The sequence below is a fragment of the Lawsonibacter celer genome (assembly GCF_014281125.1).
Taxonomy (GTDB): Bacteria; Bacillota; Clostridia; order Oscillospirales; family Oscillospiraceae; genus Lawsonibacter_B; species Lawsonibacter_B celer.
The window spans coordinates 110,819-132,483 of the sequence record NZ_JACOEA010000004.1; the positions used below are offsets into that span (position 1 = coordinate 110,819).

At 58.2% G+C, this 21,665-nt stretch carries 18 protein-coding genes; 10 read left to right on the top strand and 8 right to left on the bottom strand.

Annotated features, from left to right (window positions below; all coding sequences use genetic code 11):
- Window positions 1–11: 11 nt before the first annotated feature.
- The 5 genes from H9Q75_RS08740 to H9Q75_RS08760 form a co-directional block, all read right to left on the bottom strand.
- Window positions 12–1,025: an ABC transporter ATP-binding protein gene (locus tag H9Q75_RS08740; RefSeq protein ID WP_186566184.1), complete on the bottom strand. Its 1,014-nt coding sequence runs from the start codon at window positions 1,023–1,025 to the stop codon at window positions 12–14.
- A gap of 9 nt (window positions 1,026–1,034) precedes the next feature.
- Complete coding sequence (locus H9Q75_RS08745) at window positions 1,035–1,898, bottom strand: ABC transporter permease (RefSeq protein ID WP_186566186.1); 864 nt, start codon at window positions 1,896–1,898, stop codon at window positions 1,035–1,037.
- The gene (locus tag H9Q75_RS08750; RefSeq protein ID WP_186566188.1) at window positions 1,898–2,875 is read right to left on the bottom strand and encodes an ABC transporter permease; all 978 of its coding nucleotides are present in this window, start codon (window positions 2,873–2,875) and stop codon (window positions 1,898–1,900) included. Before H9Q75_RS08750 ends, H9Q75_RS08745 begins: the two co-directional genes overlap by 1 nt.
- 102 nt (window positions 2,876–2,977) lie before the next feature.
- Complete coding sequence (locus H9Q75_RS08755) at window positions 2,978–4,555, bottom strand: ABC transporter substrate-binding protein (RefSeq protein ID WP_186566194.1); 1,578 nt, start codon at window positions 4,553–4,555, stop codon at window positions 2,978–2,980.
- A 41-nt stretch (window positions 4,556–4,596) separates the two neighbouring features.
- Window positions 4,597–5,385, bottom strand: coding sequence for a cyclase family protein (locus H9Q75_RS08760; protein ID WP_186566196.1), 789 nt, complete (start codon window positions 5,383–5,385; stop codon window positions 4,597–4,599).
- Between the two features lie 344 nt (window positions 5,386–5,729).
- Between H9Q75_RS08760 and H9Q75_RS08765 the strand changes: the two genes are divergently transcribed.
- The 6 genes from H9Q75_RS08765 (at window position 5,730) to H9Q75_RS08790 (ending at window position 13,373) form a co-directional block, all read left to right on the top strand.
- Window positions 5,730–7,196: a sigma-54 interaction domain-containing protein gene (locus H9Q75_RS08765; protein WP_186566198.1), complete on the top strand. Its 1,467-nt coding sequence runs from the start codon at window positions 5,730–5,732 to the stop codon at window positions 7,194–7,196.
- A gap of 595 nt (window positions 7,197–7,791) precedes the next feature.
- On the top strand, window positions 7,792–9,600 hold the full coding sequence (gene kdpA / locus H9Q75_RS08770; RefSeq protein WP_186566200.1) for a potassium-transporting ATPase subunit KdpA: 1,809 nt from the start codon (window positions 7,792–7,794) through the stop codon (window positions 9,598–9,600).
- Window positions 9,601–9,615: 15 nt separating this feature from the next.
- Entirely contained in the window at window positions 9,616–11,691 is a 2,076-nt protein-coding gene (gene kdpB / locus H9Q75_RS08775) for a potassium-transporting ATPase subunit KdpB (protein WP_186566202.1), read from the top strand.
- Window positions 11,692–11,713: 22 nt separating this feature from the next.
- Window positions 11,714–11,896, top strand: coding sequence for a hypothetical protein (locus H9Q75_RS08780; protein WP_186566204.1), 183 nt, complete (start codon window positions 11,714–11,716; stop codon window positions 11,894–11,896).
- 14 nt (window positions 11,897–11,910) lie between these two features.
- Window positions 11,911–12,510, top strand: a complete 600-nt coding sequence (kdpC, locus tag H9Q75_RS08785; protein WP_186566206.1) for a potassium-transporting ATPase subunit KdpC — start codon at window positions 11,911–11,913, stop codon at window positions 12,508–12,510.
- Between the two features lie 2 nt (window positions 12,511–12,512).
- On the top strand, window positions 12,513–13,373 hold the full coding sequence (locus tag H9Q75_RS08790) for a hypothetical protein (RefSeq protein WP_186566207.1): 861 nt from the start codon (window positions 12,513–12,515) through the stop codon (window positions 13,371–13,373).
- Between the two features lie 43 nt (window positions 13,374–13,416).
- On the opposite strand, the gene H9Q75_RS08795 is transcribed toward H9Q75_RS08790, so the two are convergent.
- Both H9Q75_RS08795 and H9Q75_RS08800 read right to left on the bottom strand, forming a co-directional pair.
- Window positions 13,417–14,064 (bottom strand): potassium channel family protein, encoded by a 648-nt coding sequence (locus H9Q75_RS08795; protein WP_186566209.1) that lies wholly within the window; start codon window positions 14,062–14,064, stop codon window positions 13,417–13,419.
- 89 nt (window positions 14,065–14,153) lie between these two features.
- Window positions 14,154–15,500 (bottom strand): TrkH family potassium uptake protein, encoded by a 1,347-nt coding sequence (locus tag H9Q75_RS08800; RefSeq protein ID WP_186566211.1) that lies wholly within the window; start codon window positions 15,498–15,500, stop codon window positions 14,154–14,156.
- 238 nt (window positions 15,501–15,738) lie between these two features.
- Here H9Q75_RS08800 and H9Q75_RS08805 point away from each other — a divergent pair, with 238 nt between their 5' ends.
- From H9Q75_RS08805 to H9Q75_RS08815, 3 genes are all read left to right on the top strand, one after another.
- Window positions 15,739–18,429, top strand: coding sequence for a sensor histidine kinase (locus tag H9Q75_RS08805; RefSeq protein ID WP_186566213.1), 2,691 nt, complete (start codon window positions 15,739–15,741; stop codon window positions 18,427–18,429).
- Window positions 18,422–19,138, top strand: a complete 717-nt coding sequence (locus tag H9Q75_RS08810; protein ID WP_186566215.1) for a response regulator — start codon at window positions 18,422–18,424, stop codon at window positions 19,136–19,138. The genes H9Q75_RS08805 and H9Q75_RS08810 overlap by 8 nt, the downstream gene beginning before the upstream one ends.
- A gap of 334 nt (window positions 19,139–19,472) precedes the next feature.
- Entirely contained in the window at window positions 19,473–20,156 is a 684-nt protein-coding gene (locus H9Q75_RS08815; protein WP_186566217.1) for a tocopherol cyclase family protein, read from the top strand.
- Between the two features lie 20 nt (window positions 20,157–20,176).
- Here H9Q75_RS08815 and H9Q75_RS08820 read toward each other — a convergent pair whose 3' ends face one another.
- Window positions 20,177–20,941 carry a helix-turn-helix domain-containing protein gene (locus H9Q75_RS08820; RefSeq protein ID WP_186566219.1) on the bottom strand — a complete coding sequence of 255 codons (765 nt, stop codon included), beginning with the start codon at window positions 20,939–20,941 and terminating at the stop codon, window positions 20,177–20,179.
- Window positions 20,942–21,151: 210 nt separating this feature from the next.
- Here H9Q75_RS08820 and H9Q75_RS08825 point away from each other — a divergent pair, with 210 nt between their 5' ends.
- Entirely contained in the window at window positions 21,152–21,628 is a 477-nt protein-coding gene (locus H9Q75_RS08825) for a sporulation initiation factor Spo0A C-terminal domain-containing protein (RefSeq protein ID WP_186566220.1), read from the top strand.
- The last annotated feature ends 37 nt before the right edge of the window (window positions 21,629–21,665 follow it).

Below are 21,665 nucleotides of genomic sequence, written 5' to 3' on the forward strand. Positions count from 1 at the left end.
TTCCTCCACGTTTAAAGGTCGGCGTCGGCATACAGGACGCATCTGATTTGGTGCTGCCCCTTTCGGGCGATCGGAATTTCCGTGGGAGTCCCTGCGCTCCCTACGGGGTCTGTGCTTCCACAGCGCGCGGGGTCATAGTGCGGGCACCGGGGGCCGAAGCTGCACCCTGCGGGCAGATCGGTTGGGTCGGGCATCAGCCCGGGGATGGGGGAGAGCCGTTCGGCGTCCATAGTTAGGTTTGGGATGGAGCCGAACAGACCCACTGTATAGGGGTGATGTTTTTTCTCCGGGTCAAAAATATCCTCCAGAGTGCCGAACTCCACGATTTCCCCGGCATACATGATGCCGATGATGTCGCAGATGCTGGCCACTACGCCCAAATCGTGGGTGATGAGCAGAAGCGCGGAGTGGAGCTCGCGCTTCAGCCTGCGCATCATGGAGAGCACCTGGGCCTGGATGGTCACATCCAGGGCGGTGGTGGGTTCGTCGGCGATGAGCAGCTCCGGGTTGCAGGCAATGGCGATGGCGATCATCACGCGCTGCTTCATGCCGCCCGAGAACTGGTGGGGATATTCGTGCATCCGGGCGGCGGGGATCCCTACCATCTCCAGGATGCGGCCGACCTCGGCGTCTACGTTTGCCCGGTCCAGGTCCTCACGGTGGAGGAGCAGCACCTCGGCAATCTGATCGCGCACGGTAATGACCGGGTCCAGGCTGGTCATGGGGTCCTGAAAAATCATGGCCGCCCGGCCGCCCCGGATGGCGCGCATCTCAGCCTCGCTGACCGACATGACATCCCGCCCATCAAAGCGTATTTCACCGCCGGTGACCTTGGCCGTATACTTGGGCAGCAAGCGCAGAATGGACAGGGCTGTGGTGGTCTTGCCGGCGCCGGTCTCGCCGACCAGGCCCATGGACTGGCCGCGGTCCAGAGAGAAGGTAATCCCGTTAACCGCTTTTGCCGGGCCATTTTCTGAGGTGTACTCAATGCGCAGACCATTGATTTCCAATAATTTCTCGCTCATACCATCACCTCATGCCTTTCCCTTCAGCCGCGGATCAAAGGCGTCACGCAGACCGTCGCCCAGAATATTGATTGAGAGCGCTGTAATGGCAATAAAAATCGTGGGGAAGATGACGAGATGGGACGCATAACGGATGTAGTCCAGGCCGTCGGACATAATGGCACCCCATTCCGGCCGGGGTACGGGCACGCCCAGGCCCAGAAAGGAGAGCATGGTGCCGGAGAGAATGTTGGCAGACACCATCATCGTGGCCTGTACCAGAATGGTGCTCAAAGCGTTAGGCAGAATCTCGGAGACGATAATCTTCCCGGTGCCGAAGCCCATGGAGCGGGCCGCCTCAATGTACTCCTGACCTGAGATGCCCAGAACCGTGGAGCGCACGATCCGAACATAGCCCGGCAGGGAGCCGATGGCAATGGAGATGACCAACTGGGGCAGACCTCTGCCGAAGCCGGCGGCAATGGCCAACGAGAGCAGAATGGGAGGGATGGAGCTGAGAATATCCGCCAGACGCATGACCACCGTGTCGAATTTGCCGCCGATGAAAGCGGCGGCAGAGCCCAGCAGGGAGGCCGCCACAGTGGCCACCGCCGTGGCGCCGAAGCCCAGCAGCAGGGATACCCGGGAGCCGTGGATGACGCGGGCAAACATATCGCGCCCCAGATTGTCGCAGCCAAACCAGTGCTCGGCGCTGGGCTTGGCAAATTTTGCGGCGGAGTTATTTGCGATGGCATTCTCATAGGGGGTGATCAGATCGGCAAAGACGGCAATCAAAATCAGAAGACACACAACAGCCAGGCAGACGATGGCCAGCTTGTTTTTGCGCAGGCGAATCCAGGCCTCCAAAAAGGAACTGCGTCGTTTTACTTTCATCAGGCCGCGCCTCCTTCTGCCTTTGCAGGCGCTTTTTTCTTTTTAAATGAGGTATATCTGGCCCGAATACGGGGGTCTACCACGGCGTACAGAATATCCACAACCAGCATAATCAGCATATACATGGCGGCCAGCATAGTAATGGCAGCCATGGTCATGGGCATGTCATACTGGTTAATGGAATTCATGACAAGGGTGCCCAGTCCGGGGATGACAAACACGCTCTCCATAATCACCGCTCCGCCCAGAAGGCCGCCCAGCATCATGCCGGTAATGGTGATCAGGGGCAGAAGGGAGTTGCGGAAGGAATGGCCCCAGATCACCGTGCGCTCCCGCACGCCCTTGGAGCGGACGGTGCGGATATAGTCCTGACGGATGGTATCCAGCACGGAGGAGCGGGTAAAGCGAAGAAAACTGGCGGAATAGGAAATGCCGAGGGTCAGCGAGGGCAAAATCCAACTTTTCCAGCCGTTTACAACGCCCGTAGCGGGTACCCAATGGAGCTTCCAGCAGAAAATCAGCACGCCGATGGTGGCGATACAGAAGGTGGGAATGGCGGCCATAAGCATGGAGAGGGTGGTAAACACCCGGTCAGCCCAGGAGTACTGCTTTACCGCCGCCAGCACACCCAGAGGGATGCCGATGATTAGGGCGATGCCGATGCTCAGAAGCGTGAGCTTAATGGTGTTGGGAAAGCGGGCCGCGATGTCCACGGACACCGGATGGTCATAGTACCAGGAGTCGCCGAAATCCAGACGGATTGCGCCCCAGACCCACTTGAAATAGCGGATGAGGAAAGGCTGGTCCATGCCGTATTTATGGTTCAGCTCGTCTACCAGCTCTTGGCTGGCCTCCGGGCCCAGCTTGCTGCGGCCGGGGTCCACATCGGACATGGAGATCAGGGAAAACACGATAAAGGTGACCACCAGCAGCATGGGAATCATGATGAGAATGCGCTTGATAATGTATTTAAACAAAGCAGTTCCCCCTTTAAAGGGGGGCTTCCCGCTGAAGCGGGAAGCCCTCTAATTGTGCTTGTACCACAAGGCAGAAAATGATCTGAGAGGGGTGCATGCGGCTTACTCCCAATACCAGTCAGCCAGCTTGGTCAGCATGGTGTTGGCCTCAAATTCATAGCCCTTCACGTGGTTATTGACCACATAGTTGCCGACGATGCCGCAGATGACACCGTAGTAGGCCTGCTCGCGGATATAGGTGTTCAGCTCCACATAGATGGCATTGCGGGCGTCGTAGTCCATGGTGCGGGAGGCCTCATCGGCCTTCTGGTCAATCCACTCGTCCTTGACCCGGCAGTAGTTCAGAGAGCCGGTGGAGATGAAGTACAGATTGTAGTCCAGAGGCGGATTGTACGGGACGGACGTCCATTCAGTATAGGCGCTCTCGTAGTTGCCCAGGTAGAGAGCGGCGGTAAAGGCGCTGTACTCCATGGGGACCAGTTCCAGGGTGACGCCCACGTTCTTATAGGCCTCCTTGAGCGCGGCGGCCAGATTTTCGCACAGGGCAACGGTGGGATAAATGAATTCAATAGTCAGTCCATCGGCGTAGCCGGCCTCAGCCAGAAGCTGCTTGGCGGTCTCCACGTTGTAATCATAGTGGGGAAGGTCCGTAGTGTAACCCTCGGCGCCTTCCGGAATAAAGGAATAAACATCGGGGAACCCTTGACCGTCAAAGACCAGATCCACCATAGACTGGCGGTCAATGGCGTAGCACAGGGCCTGACGCACCTTAGGATCGGCCAGAGCCTTGTTCTCGCCGGTGGTGTTGAACACGTGGGCCGCGATGGTGGGGCGATGAATCTGAACCAGGTCAAAGCGGTCGCTGCTGCCATAATACTCCACGTCCATGCCACTGGTGATCTGTGTGAAATCCAGTTCGCCGTTTTCCAGGGCGGCAAGCGCGGTGGTGGTATCGGTGATGACTTTGAAGTTGATCTCTTCAAAGTAGGGCTTCTCACCCCAGTAATATTCATTTGTGGTCAGGGTAACGCCCTGGCCCAGCGTCCAGTCCTTCAGCTTGTAGGCGCCGGTGCCGATGACCATGCCCTCGGTGCCGTCGCCGTATTTCTCCACCGCGGCCTTGGACACCATGCGCCAGGGCCAAGAGCAAAGCTGAAGGAGCAGATTAGGATAGGCGTAAGAGCAGATCAGCTTCACGGTATGGTCGTCCACCTTCTCGGCGTGGTCGATCATCAGCACTTTGGAGGCTGTAGAGGGCTGTGTCTTGAGGCGCTCTACGGAGAACACCACATCGTCGGCGGTAAAATCGCTGCCGTCGGAAAATTTGGCCTCACGCAGATGAAAGGTGTAAACCAGGTTGTCATCGCTGATCTCCCAGCTCTCGGCCAGATCGGGGATGGCAGTCTGCTGGTCGCTGCCGTCAAACCGGACCAAGCCGTCGAAGATCTGGTAGAAAACCATGTACTCGGTGCCGTCGCTCACATGGGGGTCAAGCTGAGTGGGATCGGCCAGAAGGGGGTAGTTCAGAACGGGGTGCTCTTTTTCTCCGGACTGGCTGGTGGCGGGTGTGCCGGAGCTGGAGGGGTTATTGCTCTGGGTGGGGGTGCCGCCGCAGGCGGTCAGGGAGAGGATCATACACAGGGAGAGCAGCAGGGCGATGATGCGGTTTGTTTTTTTCATCTTACATATCCTCCTTATTTGTATGGGCAGTTTCCCAGACATCACGAAAATAAACGTTCTCCATCCTCATGGATCACAGCCACAACCCGGACCCAGCCGGCGGATGCGGCCTTGATGCTGACAGGCAGGCAGATGATGGTGTACCCGGTTACCGGGAGCTGATCCAGGTGGGCCAGCTTCTCAATGTGACAGTAGCCGCACTCCTTGCCCACCCGATGGGCCTCCCAGATGATGGAGGGGTCGTGGTCGCGGGCAAATTCCTTGCCCTCCAGAGGCAGGGGCACGTCCCAGCTCCAGCCGTCGGTACCGACCACACGCACGCCCCGGTCCAGGAGCCAGCGGGTGGCTTCGGCGCTCATCCCGGCGCCGCCCAGCATGTACTCGGGCTTTCCCCAGAGCTTGTCGTTTCCGGTCTGAAGCAGTACGATGTTGCCCGGGCCAGGCATGACGCCCACACGGGCGAAGTATTCCTCCAGATCTTTGACCATGATTTTGTAGCCGTCCGGCTTGTCGGAGAAATCCATTTTGAGACCCTCGCCAATGAACCAATCCAGCGGCACCTCGTCAATGGTCCAGGCTCGCTCCCCGTTGTTCATTGTGGGGTAGTAGTGATAGGGCGCGTCCATATGGGTGCCGGAATGGGTACACAGGTACAGACCCTCCACCGCCCAGCCCAGATTGTCCAGGTCTGCGGCAGAGCAGCCCTCAAAACGCGCCGCCATTTCCGCCGCCGTGTCTTTGTGGTTGTAATAAAGAATGTGCGGAATCTGACCTTCCGGATCACTGGGCAGTCCATCCTCCAAAGGGATGGAGAGATCAATCAGCTTCATCGAAAATCTCCTTTCGGTTCGATTATCAATATAGATATTTTGTATCACTCCTTTCGGAAAAGTAATATAGCAACTTTGATGCCAACATTGAAAAACTAGGGATTTCAACGACTTCCGGGCTCCAGTTGGCGGCAGTAGCTGTCTCTTTTCGGTGACAATTTTTCACACAATACATCAAAAGTCCTTGCGGGGCAACACCTCTCAAGAGCTGTCACCCTTTTGAAACGACGACCTAAAAAGGTGACAATATCCGCCGTGTCAGATGCTGTAGATGCGGGGGAATCCTCTATTGAAATTTGTCCGAAAAGCCGATAAAATGAAAAAAACAAACCGAGGTGAAAGCGATGGAAAACCGGCTGACTCCGGAGGACGCCATGCAGTTCGTGGAGAATATGTATGTTATGGCTATCCTGGACCGGGAGGGGCGCTATATCTATGTCAACCCCGGTTGGGTGGAGCATAATGTGTTTCCGATAGGGCCGGGCGGCACTCTTATCCACGTCTCAGCAGAGGATGTCATCGGCCAGCGGGTATGGGATATCATACCGGACAGCAAGGCGGCCTATGTGCTGGAGCACGGGGTCCCGCTGATTGGCGAGCCGGTGAGCGGGGGAAACACGTTCACCACCTATATGCCACGCTTCGACAGCGAGGGCGAAGTCAACGGCTGCTACCTCTACACCATTGTCAGCGACGAGGTGGAGGCCGCCATCGTCAGCCGCCATCTGGCGGCTGTGATTGAGGAGGCGGACTACTTCAAACAGGAGCTGGCATACGAGCGGGGGGCCAAATACAATCTGGACAGCCTGGTGGGATCCAGCCCGGCCATGACCAAGATCCGCAACCAGATTCGTATGGCCGCCCGGGTGCCCAGCTCGGTGCTCATTGAGGGAGAGACAGGCACTGGCAAGGAACTGATTGCCCACGCCATCCACGCCGCCAGTATCCGGGAGTCTGGAAATTTTGTGCGGGTCAACTGCTCCGCCATTCCGCCGGAGCTGATGGAGGCGGAATTTTTCGGCTATGCGCCCGGGGCCTTCACCGGCGCCAGCAAGCAGGGGAAACGCGGGCGCTTTGCCTTTGCCAACAAGGGCTCTATTTTCCTGGACGAGGTCAATCTGCTGCCCTCCACCATGCAGCCGAAATTCCTCCGGGTCCTGCAGGAGCGGGAGATTACCCCGGTGGGCGGGGACGATACCTTCCCGGTGGATGTACGGGTGATCTCGGCCAGCAATATTCCCCTGTCCAAGCTGGTGGAGGAGGGGAAATTCCGGGAGGACCTGTACTTCCGTCTAAACGTGCTGAATATTGTGGCCCCGCCCCTGCGCAAACGCAGGGAGGATCTCCCGGAGCTGGTCAAAACCCTGATTGGACGGCTCAACCGGCAGCTGGGCATGATGGTCCAGGGAGTGGATGGCCGGGTCATGGAATTTTTCCAGTCCTACGACTGGCCGGGGAACATCCGGGAGCTGCAGAACTGCCTGGAACGGGCCATGAGTATGAGCTCGGCAACGGTCCTGACCCTCCCGCTCTTTGATACCCTTACCATGCGGGCCCAGCACAGGCGGGAAGTGCGGTTGTCCTTGGACGCGGGCCAGCCGTCCCCGGCCAATCTCCGCACCGCAAAGGAGACCGCGGAGAAGCGTATGATTCTGGAGGCCCTGACCGCCAACAACGGCAACCGGACCAAAACCGCCAAAGCACTGGGAATATCGCGGGCAGTCTTTTACCGCAAGCTGGACAAGTATGGACTTCGCCTGGATAAGCGCGGGGATGAGACGGTCCCCAGCCATTCCAGCTCCGAACGGTAGAATACATCGGTCTGTTTCCGACAGGAGATGGCTTACCGCAGAGATAAGCCGCACTGCAGCAAGAGGATTCATTCCATGACATACAAGGGCACCGAAACAAAAAGAGGGGGACAGCTATAAGGCTGTCCCCCTCTTTTTGTTTCGGTGCCGGGGAAAAAGCAGAATTACCTTTTGCATGCTGGACTTTCGCGCTCATCCTCAGAGGAATGAAACGAGTTCCCGTTCAGAAAACGGTCCAGCCGATCCATGACCCAAAAACCGGATACCACAATACAGGCAAAACCGCCAATGAAAATGAAGGCTTCCATATGGATCACTTCCTTAGCTTTACTTTACTCCCTTTTCCATTAGCGTGAGCTTAGCATTTCGGCCTGTATATTAAGATGAGGTAAGCGCCTGCTGAGGAGGAAAGGAGGCTTAATTTATTTTTAATAGAGGCGCCATTTTCTCAAATGGCACCTTTATTTTTTGCGTGCTATGATAGGCACCGACAAAAGGAGGAATTGGTATGCAAATTGTTCTGATTGGAATCGGTATTCTGGTGATCAGCGTCCTGGCCTATCTGGCCTGGACGCTGATGAGGGAGGAATAAGAGATGGACTCCATTGTGCAGTACATCCTGTACCTCGCCATTCTGGTAGCTCTGGCCATTCCCCTGGGCGGGTATATCAGCAAGGCGATGGGAGGTCAAAAGGTCTTTCTGTCCAAGCTGATCCGTCCCTGCGAAAAGGGAATCTACAAGCTGCTTCGGATTCATCCGGAGGAGAATATGGGCTGGAAAAGATACCTGCTGTGTGCGCTGCTCTTTAATGCCTTCGGGCTGGTTTTCCTGTTTGCAGTTCTGATGCTCCAAGGTGTGCTGCCCTGGAATCCCCAGGGATTTGACGGGCTTAGCTGGCACCTGGCCTTTAACACGGCCGTCAGCTTTGTGACCAACACCAACTGGCAGACCTATTCCGGTGAGGTGGCGCTGTCCAATCTGTCCCAGGCCGTGGGCCTGACGGTACAGAATTTCGTCTCCGCCGCCTGCGGCATTGCGGTGCTCTTTGCCTTGGTCCGTGGCCTGATGCGGGTAAAAGACAATGGCATCGGAAACTTCTGGGCCGATCTGGTACGCGCGGTTATGTACATCATGCTGCCCATATGCCTGGTCTCTTCCGTGGCGCTGATGGCGCTGGGCGTGCCCCAGTCGCTGAGCGGCGGCAGGACGGTGGAAATGTTGGAGCCGATTGCGGTCACCCGTACCGCGGACGGCTACGAGGTCATTGAGGGCGCGCGGGTTGATCTGGAGACCCAGACCGTCACGGTGGACGGGGAAGTGGTCCCGGAGGCGCAGATTGTCACGGAGCAATACCTGCCCCTGTACCCCCAGGCCAGCCAAGTGGCCCCCAAACAGGCGGGCACAAACGGCGGCGGGGTGCTGGGAACCAACTCCGCACACCCCTTTGAAAACCCCAGCGGGGCCAGCAATCTGATTGAGATGACGCTGATTTTGCTGATTCCGGTCGCACTGTGCTTCTCCTTCGGCAGAATGGTAAAGGACAAGCGCCAGGGAATTGCCATTTTCCTGGCCATGTTCCTGCTGCTGGTCGCTGCACTGGGGATCATCGCCGCCAATGAGCAGGCTGCGACCCCTCAACTGGCCCAGAATGGAGCCGTAGATGTTCTGGCGGGCAATATGGAGGGGAAGGAGACCCGATTCGGCACGGCGACCTCCTCCACCTGGGCGGCCTATACCACGGCAGCCTCCAACGGCTCGGTCAACTCCATGCATGACAGCTATACCCCCTTGGGCGGAATGATTCCCATGCTTCTCATGATGCTGGGCGAGGTGGTGTTCGGCGGCGTGGGCTGCGGGTTGTACGGCATGATTGGCTTTGTCCTGCTGACTGTATTTATCGCCGGGCTGATGGTAGGCAGGACGCCGGAGTATCTTGGCAAGAAGATTGAGCCCAGAGAGATGCGTATGGCCGTCCTTCTGTGCCTGGCCACTCCTATCGCCATCCTGATCGGTTCTGGCGTGGCGGCGCTGCTGCCCGCGACAGCGGATGCCCTGAACAACAGCGGCGCTCACGGCCTGTCGGAGGTCCTCTATAACTACGCCTCCGCTGGCGGCAACAACGGCTCCGCTTTTGCGGGAATGGGCTGCGACACACCCTTCCTAAACACCTCCCTGGGGCTGGTGATGCTCTTTGTACGTTTTGTCCCTATGGCGGCCACGGTCGTCATCGCCGGTTCCATGGCGGCAAAGAAAAAAGTGGCGGCCAGCGCGGGCACCCTATCCACCAGCAACGCCATGTTTGTCTTTTTATTGATCCTCATTGTGCTTATTATCGGCGCGCTGAGCTTCTTCCCGGCCCTGGCTCTGGGGCCCATCGCGGAATTTACCCAGATGATCGCTTAAGGCAGGTGCGTAACAATGAATAACAAGAAAAAATCCTTTGCGGACCGGGCCATGGTCGGGCGGGCCATCCGCGATTCCCTTGGAAAGCTCGCCCCCAGGCAGCAGGTGAACAACCCGGTCATGTTTCTGGTGTACATCTCTGCCATCCTGACCACAGTTTTATTCGCGCTGTCTCTGGCAGGGGTCTCGGACGGCCTTGCGGGGAGCGGCTTCATTCTGGCGATTGCAGTCATCCTGTGGCTTACCTGCCTGTTTTCAAACTTTGCCGAGGCCATTGCCGAGGGGCGTGGCAAGGCTCAGGCGGACACCCTGCGGGCCTCCAAGCGGGATGTGATGGCCCATAGGCTGGCGGATCCGGCGGACCACACCCGCACGGAGGAGGTCTCGGGCGCTTCTCTAAACAAAGGAGATTATTTCCTGGTCTCCGCTGGAGAGCAGATTCCCGCCGACGGCGAGGTGGTGGAAGGCGCCGCCAGCGTAGACGAGAGCGCCATCACCGGTGAATCCGCCCCAGTGATCCGAGAGGCGGGCGGCGACCGATCCGCGGTGACCGGAGGCACCACGGTACTGTCCGATTTCCTGGTAGTCCGAGTGACGCAGGAGGCGGGCAACAGCTTCCTGGACCAGATGATCGCTATGGTGGAGGGCGCCAACCGGAAGAAGACGCCCAACGAGATTGCCCTGCAAATTCTGCTGGTGGCTCTGTCCATTATCTTTGTGCTGGTCACGGCTTCCCTGTATGCCTATTCTCTGTTTTCCGCCGATCAGCTGGGCATGGACAATCCCACTTCTATTGTCTCCCTGGTGGCGCTGCTGATCTGTCTGGCTCCCACAACCATCGGGGCACTGCTTTCCGCCATCGGCATCGCCGGCATGAGCCGGCTCAACCAGGCCAACGTACTGGCCATGAGCGGCCGGGCAATTGAGGCTGCCGGAGATGTGGATGTGCTGCTGCTGGATAAGACGGGCACCATCACGTTGGGCAACCGCCAGGCGGTCGCCTTCCTGCCGGTGGACGGCGTGGAGGAGCGGGAACTGGCCGACGCGGCCCAGCTCGCCTCGCTCCCCGACGAGACCCCGGAGGGGCGGTCCATTGTAGTGCTGGCAAAAGAGCGCTTCGGCATCCGCGGGCGGGATCTGGCGGACAGCCACGCGACATTCATTCCCTTTACGGCGCAGACCCGCATGAGCGGTGTGGACTGCGACGCCGGGGAGATACGCAAGGGCGCTGCCGATGCGGTAAAGGCCTATGTGGAGGCTTCAGGCAATCCATACAGCGCCCAGTGTGCGGCGCTGGTCAACGAGGTGGCCAAACAGGGGGGAACCCCGCTGGTCGTGGCAAAAAATCACCGAATTCTGGGGGTCATCCATCTCAAGGACATCATCAAGGATGGCGTAAAGGAAAAATTCGCGGATCTGCGTACCATGGGGATTCGGACCATCATGATTACCGGCGATAACCCGGTGACTGCAGCGGCGATTGCCGCCGAGGCGGGTGTGGATGATTTCCTGTCCGAGGCCACTCCGGAGACCAAACTGGCCATGATCCGAAAATTCCAGGCCGAGGGGCATCTGGTGGCCATGACGGGCGACGGCACCAACGACGCCCCTGCCTTGGCGCAGGCCGACGTGGCGGTGGCCATGAATTCCGGTACACAGGCCGCCAAGGAGGCGGGCAACATGGTGGATCTGGATTCCAGCCCCACCAAGCTGATCGAGATTGTCCGCATCGGCAAGCAGCTGCTGATGACCCGGGGCAGCCTGACCACCTTTTCCATTGCCAACGATATTGCCAAGTATTTTGCAATTATTCCGGCGCTGTTTATGGGGTTGTACCCCGGGTTGGGTGTGCTGAACATCATGGGGCTCAGCAGCCCCGCCAGCGCCATCCTGTCGGCGCTGATTTACAACGCGCTTATTATTGTGGCACTTATCCCCCTGGCACTGAAAGGGGTCAAATATCGGGAGGTGCCTGCGGGAAAGCTGCTGCGCCACAATCTGGTGGTCTACGGCTTGGGAGGTATTGTGATCCCGTTTATCGCCATCAAGCTCATTGATCTAATTGTAGCCCCCCTCCTCGGGGCGCTGTAATGGAGAAAAGAGGTCTTCAGCCGTGTTTGACATATCGCATGCGACGGCATGCTTCACCCGCTTCCTGGAAAAAGGGTTGGAGCGCTGTCCAATTCTCACTGCAGCTGTTGCCTTGCTCCTGACCGGAGCTGGCATGGTGCTGGCGGTGGTCCTGGCTGTGTTCCTTGCCTCACTTCCGCTGGGCCTTCTGCTCGGCTGGTTTTAAAAGGAGAGATCAGAATGAAACAAATGATTTTAAGGGCCGGTGGAATGCTGCTGGTCATGACGGTACTGTGCGGTTTGGTGTATACCCTGCTGTTGACTGGCGTGGGTCAGGCATTCTTCCCTGAAAAGGCCAACGGAAGCGTAATTGAAGTAGATGGAAAGACCTATGGCTCTGAGCTGCTGGGACAGCAGTTTAGCGACCCGGGACACCTGTGGGGGCGGGTGATGAATGTGGATGTGAACACGTTTACCGACGAAGCGGGCCGGCCGGTCATGTACGCCTGGGCGTCAAACCTGAGCCCTGCCAGTGAGGAGTATGAGCGTCTGATAAAAGAACGGGTGGAGGCCCTGCATGCGGCGGACCCGACGATGGCGGATACCCCCATCCCGGCGGATCTGGTCACCTGCTCAGGCAGCGGGCTGGACCCGGCGATTTCACCGGAGGCAGCCGAGTACCAGGTGCACCGCATTGCCCAGGCGCGCGGCATTGATCAGGATGAGGTGCGCGAGGCGATTGAGAAGAGTACGCAGGCCCCCTTTCTCGGCATCTTCGGAGAGCCCTCGGTCAATGTCCTGAAAGTCAATTTGATTCTGGACGGAATTTTGGAGGAATAGAGATGCTGTATCCATCCAAGCTGATTTCTGAGGAGCGGCTGGAGACGGATGCGCCTGAGGAGATGCTCCCGGCACCGGCCTGCTTTCTGACTGCTGTCCGCAGCCTGAACCAGCTCTTTGGCGAAAGTCCTGTTCCAATGCCGACGGGGGGCAGGAGCACAACCCTCCTATACCGGGACGCGGTGTATCTGTGGCAGGATATCGCTCAACAGGCAGGGCCTCTGGCCGCCCTGGCCCCAATGACCTTCTTCGGGGTCACTGAGGGGCGGGAGACGGTGCAGCTGTCATTCCGGCTTGAGGGCCGGACACTGATTGCCCGCCGCTGCTCAGATTCGGGACGGGAGTTTGAACGCCTGCAGGGGCTGGCCATGCGGATGGAGTGGCCTGATCGGGAGAGCGCAGCATGGATGAGGGCGCTGGCCGTTCGGCTCCCCGCCAGGGCGGTGTGCTGCGCGGCGTGCGGCCGGGACCGGGAGCTGCTGCATCCAGGCGGGCTGCTGGTTCCGACCCCGGGCAGCCTGTTTACATACCTGGCCTGGGAGCCGGTGTCCACGCCGGACCTGCTTGCATGCCTGACGGCGGAGCATAAAACCGCCCTGTGGCGGCGTTTTCTGGAGGACGACCGTCAGCCTCTGGAGTTTGACTGGCTTTGGGATGCCTATTACGGCGCCCCGTTGGATTTGCTGGAGTGGACCCTGACCCTCCATGGAGCTATGGAGGAGCTGGGGTTCCGGGTAGAGCGAACGCCGTGCTCCTTCAGGGTCACTGACCAGGAGGGGCGGGAGCGCCGTTTTGATTTCTCCCGCGGCGGCCCGGCGGAAAGGGTATTCTTGAAGCTGCTTTTCCCACTGGATGAAAGGTGAAAGAGAAAGGCGGCGCCAGCTGGCGCCGCCTTTTTACACGCTGTTACAGATGCAGGAATTTTTGTACGTCCCGATTTGCGCCCAGAATAAAAATGGTTTCGTCCGCCTGGAAGCGGTGGGAAGCCCCGGGGAGAGGTTTCAACCCGTCGCCCCGTTTGGTGGCCAGGACATTGATGTGGTACTTCTGCCGGACAGCCAGCTCCATTACCGTCTTGCCCACCCAGGGGGCGGGCACCGCGGTTTCGTAGATGGAGTAATCCGCGGTCAGCTCCACATAGTCAAAGACATGGTCCCCGCTGTACCGGACCGCCGCCCAGGAGGCCATCTGTTTTTCGGGATAGATGACGTCGTCGGCGCCGTTGCGGAGCAGGAATTTGGCGTGTACGTCCCGGGTGGCGCGGGAAAGCACGAAGGGAGCGCCGTTTTCCTTAAGCAGTGCAGTGGTCTCAAGGGAGCTCTGAAAATTGTCGCCGATGGCCACCACGCACAGGTCAAAATTACGTACCCCCAGTGAAGCGATAAAGGCTTCGCTGGTGCTGTCACCGATTTGGGCGTTGGTAACGAAGGGAAGCGCCTCGTTAACGCGCGCCTCATCCTTATCCACGGCCAGAACCTCGTGGTGCAGCTCCCGGAGCTTTTGGGCCATATGCCGCCCGAAGCGGCCAAGGCCGATCAATAACACTGATTTCATATGGAGATTTCCTTTCTGTCGTTCACTCTGCCGGACGGTTCGGCATTGCGCCCGTATGCCTTGGTTGGCCGGGACGCCGGCAATCCCGGTCACCCGACGGTGACCTGTTCCTGGGGATACTGGGCGGAATTCCTGCGGGTTGTGGAGACGGCGTAGATGAGGGTCAGGCCGCCCACCCGGCCAAAGTACATGAGGAAAATGAGAATAAAGCGGGACGGGGCGCTCAGCGCCGCCGTGCCGCCTAGAGACAGACCTACCGTACCGATGGCAGAGGCCGACTCAAAAAGGGCGGCCATCAGAGAGATCTGGTCGATCGCGCAGATCAGGACGCCGCCGGCCAGAAAGAGGAGCAGGTACAGCAGGAAGATTGCGCTGGCACTGCGCAGAACGTCGTCAGACAGGCGGCGGCCGAAGCAGTGGGCGCTGTCCCGGCGGCGGAATACCGCCCGGATGCTCAGCAGCAGGATGGCCAGTGTGGTAATCTTAAAGCCGCCGGCGGTGGAGCCCGGCGCTCCGCCGGTTATCATCAGCAGGATGGTGAGCAGCTGGCTGGGCTGGCTCAGCCGGGCCAGTTCTACGGTGTTGAAGCCTGCGGTGCGGGGAGTCACGGCCTGAAAAGCGGCGGCCAGAGAGCGCTCCCCCGGGGAGAGGTCCTGCCATTGGGGCAGACGAAATTCATACAGGGAGAAAAACAGAAATCCGCCCAGCAGCAGGGCCGCTGTGGTGCAGAGGATGAGCTTGCTCTGCAGCCGGTAGCGGCTGAAATGGACGCCGTGCGCCCTGAAATCGTGCCAGGTGAGAAAGCCGATGCCGCCCACAACGATGAGGCCCGCAATGGTGAGACTGACCAGCGGGTCCCCCACATAGGAGGTCAGGGAGGAGAAGGGACCGTCCTGCGGCCCCATCAGGTCAAAGCCGGCGTTGCAGAAGGCGGAAACAGAATGGAACACCGCGTACCACAGCCCTTTGAGCAGGCCCAGCTGGGGACAGAAGCGCACCGCCAGCAGCACCGCGCCCGCACCCTCAATTGCCAGGGAGGTTTTCAGAATAAAGCCGGTCAAGCGCACAATGCCGCCCACCTGCGGGGCGGAGATGGACTCCTGCATGACCCAGCGCTGCTTCAGACCGATCCTCCGGCCGGAGAACATGAAGATCGTCACGGCCATTGTAACCACACCCATACCGCCGATCTGGATCAGAAGCAGAATAACCAGTTGGCCAAAGGGGGACCAGTACAGCGCGGTGTCGTGTATGACCAGACCTGTGACACAGGTGGCAGAGGTGGCGGTGAAGAGCGCGTCAAAAAAGGAGGCTCCGCCCGGGCCGTTGGTGGCAAAGGGGAGCGTAAGCAGCATCGCACCGCCTAGAATCAGAAAGAAGAAGCCCAGAATAATGATCTGAGCCGGGGTAATGTGCTCGTTTTTCCAAAAGGGCATAGTTTGCCTCCGCAGCAAAAGATAAATAGGAAAGACCGGCAGGATGGCTAAATGCCGAGGATTTGACATCATTATAGCATGGCTGGAATGAGGATTTGGTTAAGGGAATCCACATGGTATTAAGGTGACGTTAAGACACGTCTTTATAGAACCTTAATGGGAGGGAAAAAACGACAATACCATGCTGACACGATCTATGCTATACTAAAGCATGATAAAAGAGCGATGAGGTGCCGTCATGCCCCAACGATTGCGTCCGGATTCCGAGACCCTGCTTAAGAGCCTCCGGCAGGAAGAATCGGAGCAAAAGGGAAAACTGAAGATCTTTTTTGGCTATGCGGCCGGCGTGGGGAAGACCTATGCCATGTTGGAGGCCGCCCACCGGGCAAAGAAGACCGGTGTGGACGTGGCGGCAGGCTACATAGAACCTCACACCCGGCCGGAGACTATGGCGCTTTTGGACGGACTGGAGGTACTGCCGGCCAAAGTAATCCCCTATAAAGGGATCGAGCTCCGGGAGTTTGATTTGGATGCCGCACTGGCGCGGAGGCCCCAGCTCCTTCTGGTGGACGAGCTGGCGCACACCAACGCCGAGGGATGCCGGCACACCAAACGATACCAGGATGTGCAGGAGCTGCTGCGTGCTGGAATCAGCGTCTACACCACGGTCAATGTACAGCACCTGGAAAGCCTGAATGATGTGGTGGCCTCGATCACCGGGGTGACTGTGACGGAGCGTATTCCGGACTTTGTATTTGACTCCGCCGACCAGGTGGAGGTGGTGGATCTGGAGCCGGCCGATCTGCTGGAGCGGCTGCGTGCGGGAAAAGTTTACCGCCGGTCCCAGGCGGCCCAGGCTATGGGGCATTTCTTTACAGAGAAAAATCTGGCCGCCCTGCGGGAGATCGCCCTGCGCCGGACGGCGGACCGGCTGGAGCGGAGCACCAGCAGTCTGGACGGCACAAAGCCCCGCGCGGGGGAACATGTGCTGATCTGCCTGTCCGGCGCGCCCTCCAACGCCAAGGTGATCCGCACCGCAGCCCGCATGGCGGAGGCCTTTCATGGAGCCTTCACCGCCCTTTTTGTAGAGACGCCGGAGTTTGCCGCCCAGAGCGAGGCGGAGCGATCTCGCCTCCGGGCGAATCTGCGTCTGGCGGAGGAGCTGGGGGCGCGCATTACTACGGTCTACGGAGATGACCCGGCGATCCAGATTGCCGAGTACGCCCGCGTCAGCGGAATCTCTAAGATTGTTCTGGGCCGCAGTCCGCAGCACAGGGGACTGTTGCCGTCCGCCCAAAACCTGATTGACCGCCTGAATGCTCTGGCGCCCGATCTGGATATCTATATTATCCCCGATCAGGCCGCGCGCGTCCTGCGGCAAAAACGGCCGGCCCGCTCCGTTCAGGAGCGGTTTTCATGGGCGGACAGCCTGCGTATGCTGGGAATTTTGGCCCTATGTACTGCTGTGGGTTGTCTTTTCCGGATCCTGAACTTTACCAATGCCAATATTATCATGGTCTATATTCTGGGCGTGCTGGGCGTTTCCATGGTCACCACGGGGCGCATATACAGCCTGCTCTCTTCCGTACTCTCCGTGCTCATTTTTAACTTTTTCTTTACCTTCCCCTATTTTACCCTGATGAGCGATCCCAGCTATATCGCCACCTTTGGCGTTATGTTCATTGTGGCTCTGTTGGGCAGCTCGCTGACCACTCGGATCAAGATACAGGCGATCCAAAGCGCCAACAAGGCCTATCGCACGCAGGTGCTGCTGGAGACCAGCCAAAAGCTCCAGAAGGCGGAGGGGGATCAGGCTATCCTGACGGTTGCCGCCACCCAGCTGGGAAAACTGCTGGAGCGGGATCTGCTGATCTATCCTGCGGATGAGGACGGCGTACTGCAGGATGCGCTCTGCTTCCCGGCAGATACCAAGACGGATATGAGCCTCTGCCTGAGCCAGACAGAGCGGGCGGTAGCCGAATGGGTGCGGAAGAACAATAAGCACGCCGGAGCCACCACCGGGACGCTCCCCAGCGCCCGGTGCCTCTATATGGCAGTGCGGGGTTCCCGGCAGGTCCAGGCGGTGGTGGGAATTGTCATCGACCCGGACCGGAAACCGGATGCCTTTGAGAAGAATTTAATGGTGGCCATTCTGGATGAATGCGGTCTGGCACTGGAAAAGGAGCGCGTGGTTACGGCCAAGCGGAAGGCAGAGGAGGCGGCCCGGCAGGAGGCGCTACGGGCGAACCTCCTGCGTGCGATCTCTCATGATCTTCGTACCCCGCTGACCAGTATTTCCGGAAATGCCGGCATACTGATGGAGAATGGAGCGGTATTGGATGATGAAAAGCGGCAAACGCTCTATACCTCAATCTATGACGATGCTATGTGGCTGATCAACTTGGTGGAGAATCTGCTCTCCATCACGCGCATGGAAAACGGGGCGATGGCTCTCAATATGCAGCCGGAGCTGATTGACGAGGTGTTCACCGAGGCCATGGCCCACCTGGACCGGAATGCCATGCGGCACCATATCTCCGTAACGCTAAAGGATGATCTGCTCATGGCTGACATGGATGCCCGGCTGATTGTCCAAGTGGTCATCAACATTGTCAATAATGCCATTAAATATACGCCGGAGGGCTCCCATATTCTTTTGTCGGCGGAACGCCAGGGCACGTTCGTCCGGGTGATGATTGCCGACGACGGTCCCGGCATCCCGGACGAGGCAAAGAAAAGACTGTTTGAGATGTTCTACACCGCTGACAATGTGCGGGGAGACGGCCGCCGGGGCCTGGGACTGGGGTTGTCGCTGTGCAAATCCATTGTAACCGCCCACGGTGGCAGCATTACCGTTTCGGATCATAAGCCACAGGGCACCGTGTTCTCTTTTACTCTACGCGCTTCGGAGGTAACGCCTTATGAATAAGCCGCAGATTTTGATTGTGGAGGACGATACGGCCATTGGAAATCTGATTGCCACAACGCTGGAGACACAGAACTATCAGTACCACCGGGCCAATACCGGAGCCGGGGCGGTTATGGACGCCCTCAGCTATCGGCCCGATGTAATGCTGCTGGACCTGGGGCTTCCCGATATGGATGGGGTGGAGATTATCCGTAAGATCCGGACGTGGAGCAACCTGCCCATTATTGTGGTCTCCGCGCGCAGTGAGGACAGCGACAAGGTGGCCGCGCTGGACGCCGGTGCGGACGACTATCTCACAAAGCCCTTTTCCGTGGATGAGCTACTGGCACGGCTGCGGGTGGCTTTGCGTCGGGTACGCTATGACAGGGAACGCACCAGCGCTGCCGCGAGTGTTTACGAAAACGGTGGGCTGAAGATTGACTACGCCGCCGGCTGCGCCTACCGGGACGGGGTGGAAATCCACCTCACACCCATTGAGTATAAGCTTTTGTGCCTTCTGGCAAAACACACGGGCAAGGTGCTTACCCATAACTACATTCTGGGTGAGGTGTGGGGGAGTCCGGCCGCCTCGGATACCCCGTCCCTTCGGGTGTTTATGGCGACCCTGCGCAAGAAGTTGGAGGCCGATCCCAGTCATCCGCAGTATATCCAGACCCATATCGGCGTGGGCTATCGGATGATTCAGCAGAAGCGGGAGGATGAACCATAACGGCGTGGCCGGACAAGACTGCGGCCGATGGTCATATAAAGATGGCAGAATAAAAAAGAAAAGGACCGGGGCTGTGCAGCGCACAGCCCCGGTCCTTTTACCCAGCCGCTCGGCGGGCGTGCCCGTCCGTATAAAATGACCGGCGGGTGGAAAACTGTTCCTTATGAAAAAGAAGAGTGGTTTTTGCGGCTGGTATTTTAAATGTCAGTCAAAAGAGGAAAGCATTGCCCTGATTCCGGCTGTACACACATCGTGTGGAGCGCAGTCATCCTCAATACAGGTCATCAGCGGCAGTGGAAATTGGAATTTTGATCTGCCCGGCGGGCAGGGATATATGCGCAGGGACCGCCCCTGCGCCCGGCTGGGAGCAAACCGGTTCTCCGAGGAGGGAATCTGTCTGGACCTGCATGCGCCAGGGTGCTCCGTGGTGGGCAAGCTCCGCTTTGGCAAGCCCACTCCGGTCCGTTATGATATTATGGGGCCGTTTTGCGCTGTCCCATTTATGGAGTGCAGGCACAGAGTTTTCAGTATGTGCCACTCGGTGAGCGGTACCCTGCAGATCAATGGAAAAGAGTATGGCTTCCACCCCGGCGTGGGTTATATTGAGGGCGACCGCGGACACTCCTTTCCCAAACAATACGTTTGGACCCAGTGCTGCTTTGAGGGGGGGTCCCTGATGCTTTCCGCCGCTGAGATCCCGCTGGGGCCGGCGCATTTTACCGGGATCATCAGTGTGGTACAGATTGAGGGGAGGGAGTACCGGCTTGCCACCTACCTGGGGGCGAGGGTCCAATCGCTCCAAAACCGGGCGGTCACGGTCCGGCAGGGCGGGCTGACGCTAACTGCGGAGCTGCTGGACCAGAAGGCCTATCCGCTCCGGGCACCGGCGGAGGGCGCCATGGCGAGAACCATACGGGAAAACGTGGCCTGCCGCGCGCACTATCAGCTTCGAAGGAAAGAGCATATTCTGCTGGAATTGGAAACCACAAAGGCATCCTTTGAATACGAATACCCCTGACCAGAGCCGTAGCGGCGTTCCTAGTCCAGCTCGGTTGGGACACCCGGCAGATTGAATTCAAGCGTGCCGGTCACACGGTCCAGAACCGTTCCCAGGCATTCAAGGGCCATACCATCCGGAACAATGATATCGGACTCAATGACATTGAGGGAGCGCAGACGGCACCGCTCCGCCCCCCGGTAGAGCGCCCGGATATAGCAGATATCATTCACCCGAAAAATACCGATCTGGTTGTGGCCGGCCTCTTTTTTCTGAAGTGCCAGAACGTCGTATTTCTTGAAAATTGGTTCATAGCGATCGGTCTGGATTTGAAAACAGAAGTCTGCCTCTTTTGGAAGGTCCTTCTGCTTGACGCGGATGGTGCGGGGCCGTTCCTGCAGAAGAAAGCCGGAGTGCAGCTGGCGGGTCCTGGGCAGGTAGCAGGGCAGAGAGATCAGTGTTTGGGACATGGCTCTGGCGTATTCCTCCGCGATAACAATCCGCACCAGCCGTTTCCCGCTTTCGCTCAAGTCCCGATACTGCCGGATGGCGACCCGCTCGTCTTGGCTAAGCACGCTGCCATAAATCTGCACAACGCGGTTTGCGGAGATGTAGTCCTGAAAGAGGTAATTGGCATCGACCTCCAGGGCGCCGAAGAGGGAGATCAGAATATCGGGCTTAGGGCTGCTGATGCCGTTTTCGTAATTGGCAATGGCCGAAGGGGTGACATGGAGCTTATGAGCCAATTGGCTCCGGGTCATGTTCAGTTCGATGCGCCTTTGCTGCAGCCGCTTTCCAAGTCCCATGTAGGGTTGCCTCCCATCGTATGGCCGGGGTCTGTTGTTTTCATTATAATACAAGAATCTTGTAAGTAAATAAAAAATAAACAAGAATTTTGAAAAAGTCGTTGACTTTTGTAGGGGAAGGGGGTAGTGTATACAAGAAGAAAGCAGTTATGGAGATGATTACCAGAGAAGGCTGGCAGGGCACAATCCGGAAAGGAGACCTTTTGTTTTATGCGGGATGATGTGATTGATATTTTGCTGCGGCTGGGGATTCCTGCGGGGAGCAAAGGGTTTTGCTACATCCACGATGCCATGGAATTGCTGGATGAGGACCCTTACTACATTTCAGGGAAAATCGGCTGCCTGTACGGGAAGGTTGCAAAACACAGACAGGCCACGCCGGCGCAGGTGGAACGCTCCATTCGCCACGCATTTGAGACGTCGATTGCCAAGGGGAATAGGGATGCCGTAGAGCATTATCTGGATCTGGCCAATACCCAGAATTCCAATTTGCTGCGGACCCTGTATCTGCGCTGGAAACAGGATGAGCACCGGAGGGAGTCCTCCCAGCGCAGCTGCGGCAGGACGGAATGCGCCTATCGGGAGCAGATGTACCAGGAGGCCCTGAATAAGGTTTCCGCCGGGGTATATGAGGTGTTTATCCGGGCGGTAGGGCTCAGGAAAGAAAAGGGACAGGCCCCAGAGTAAGTGGACGGATACGGGAAAAGCGGCACGCGATTGCGTG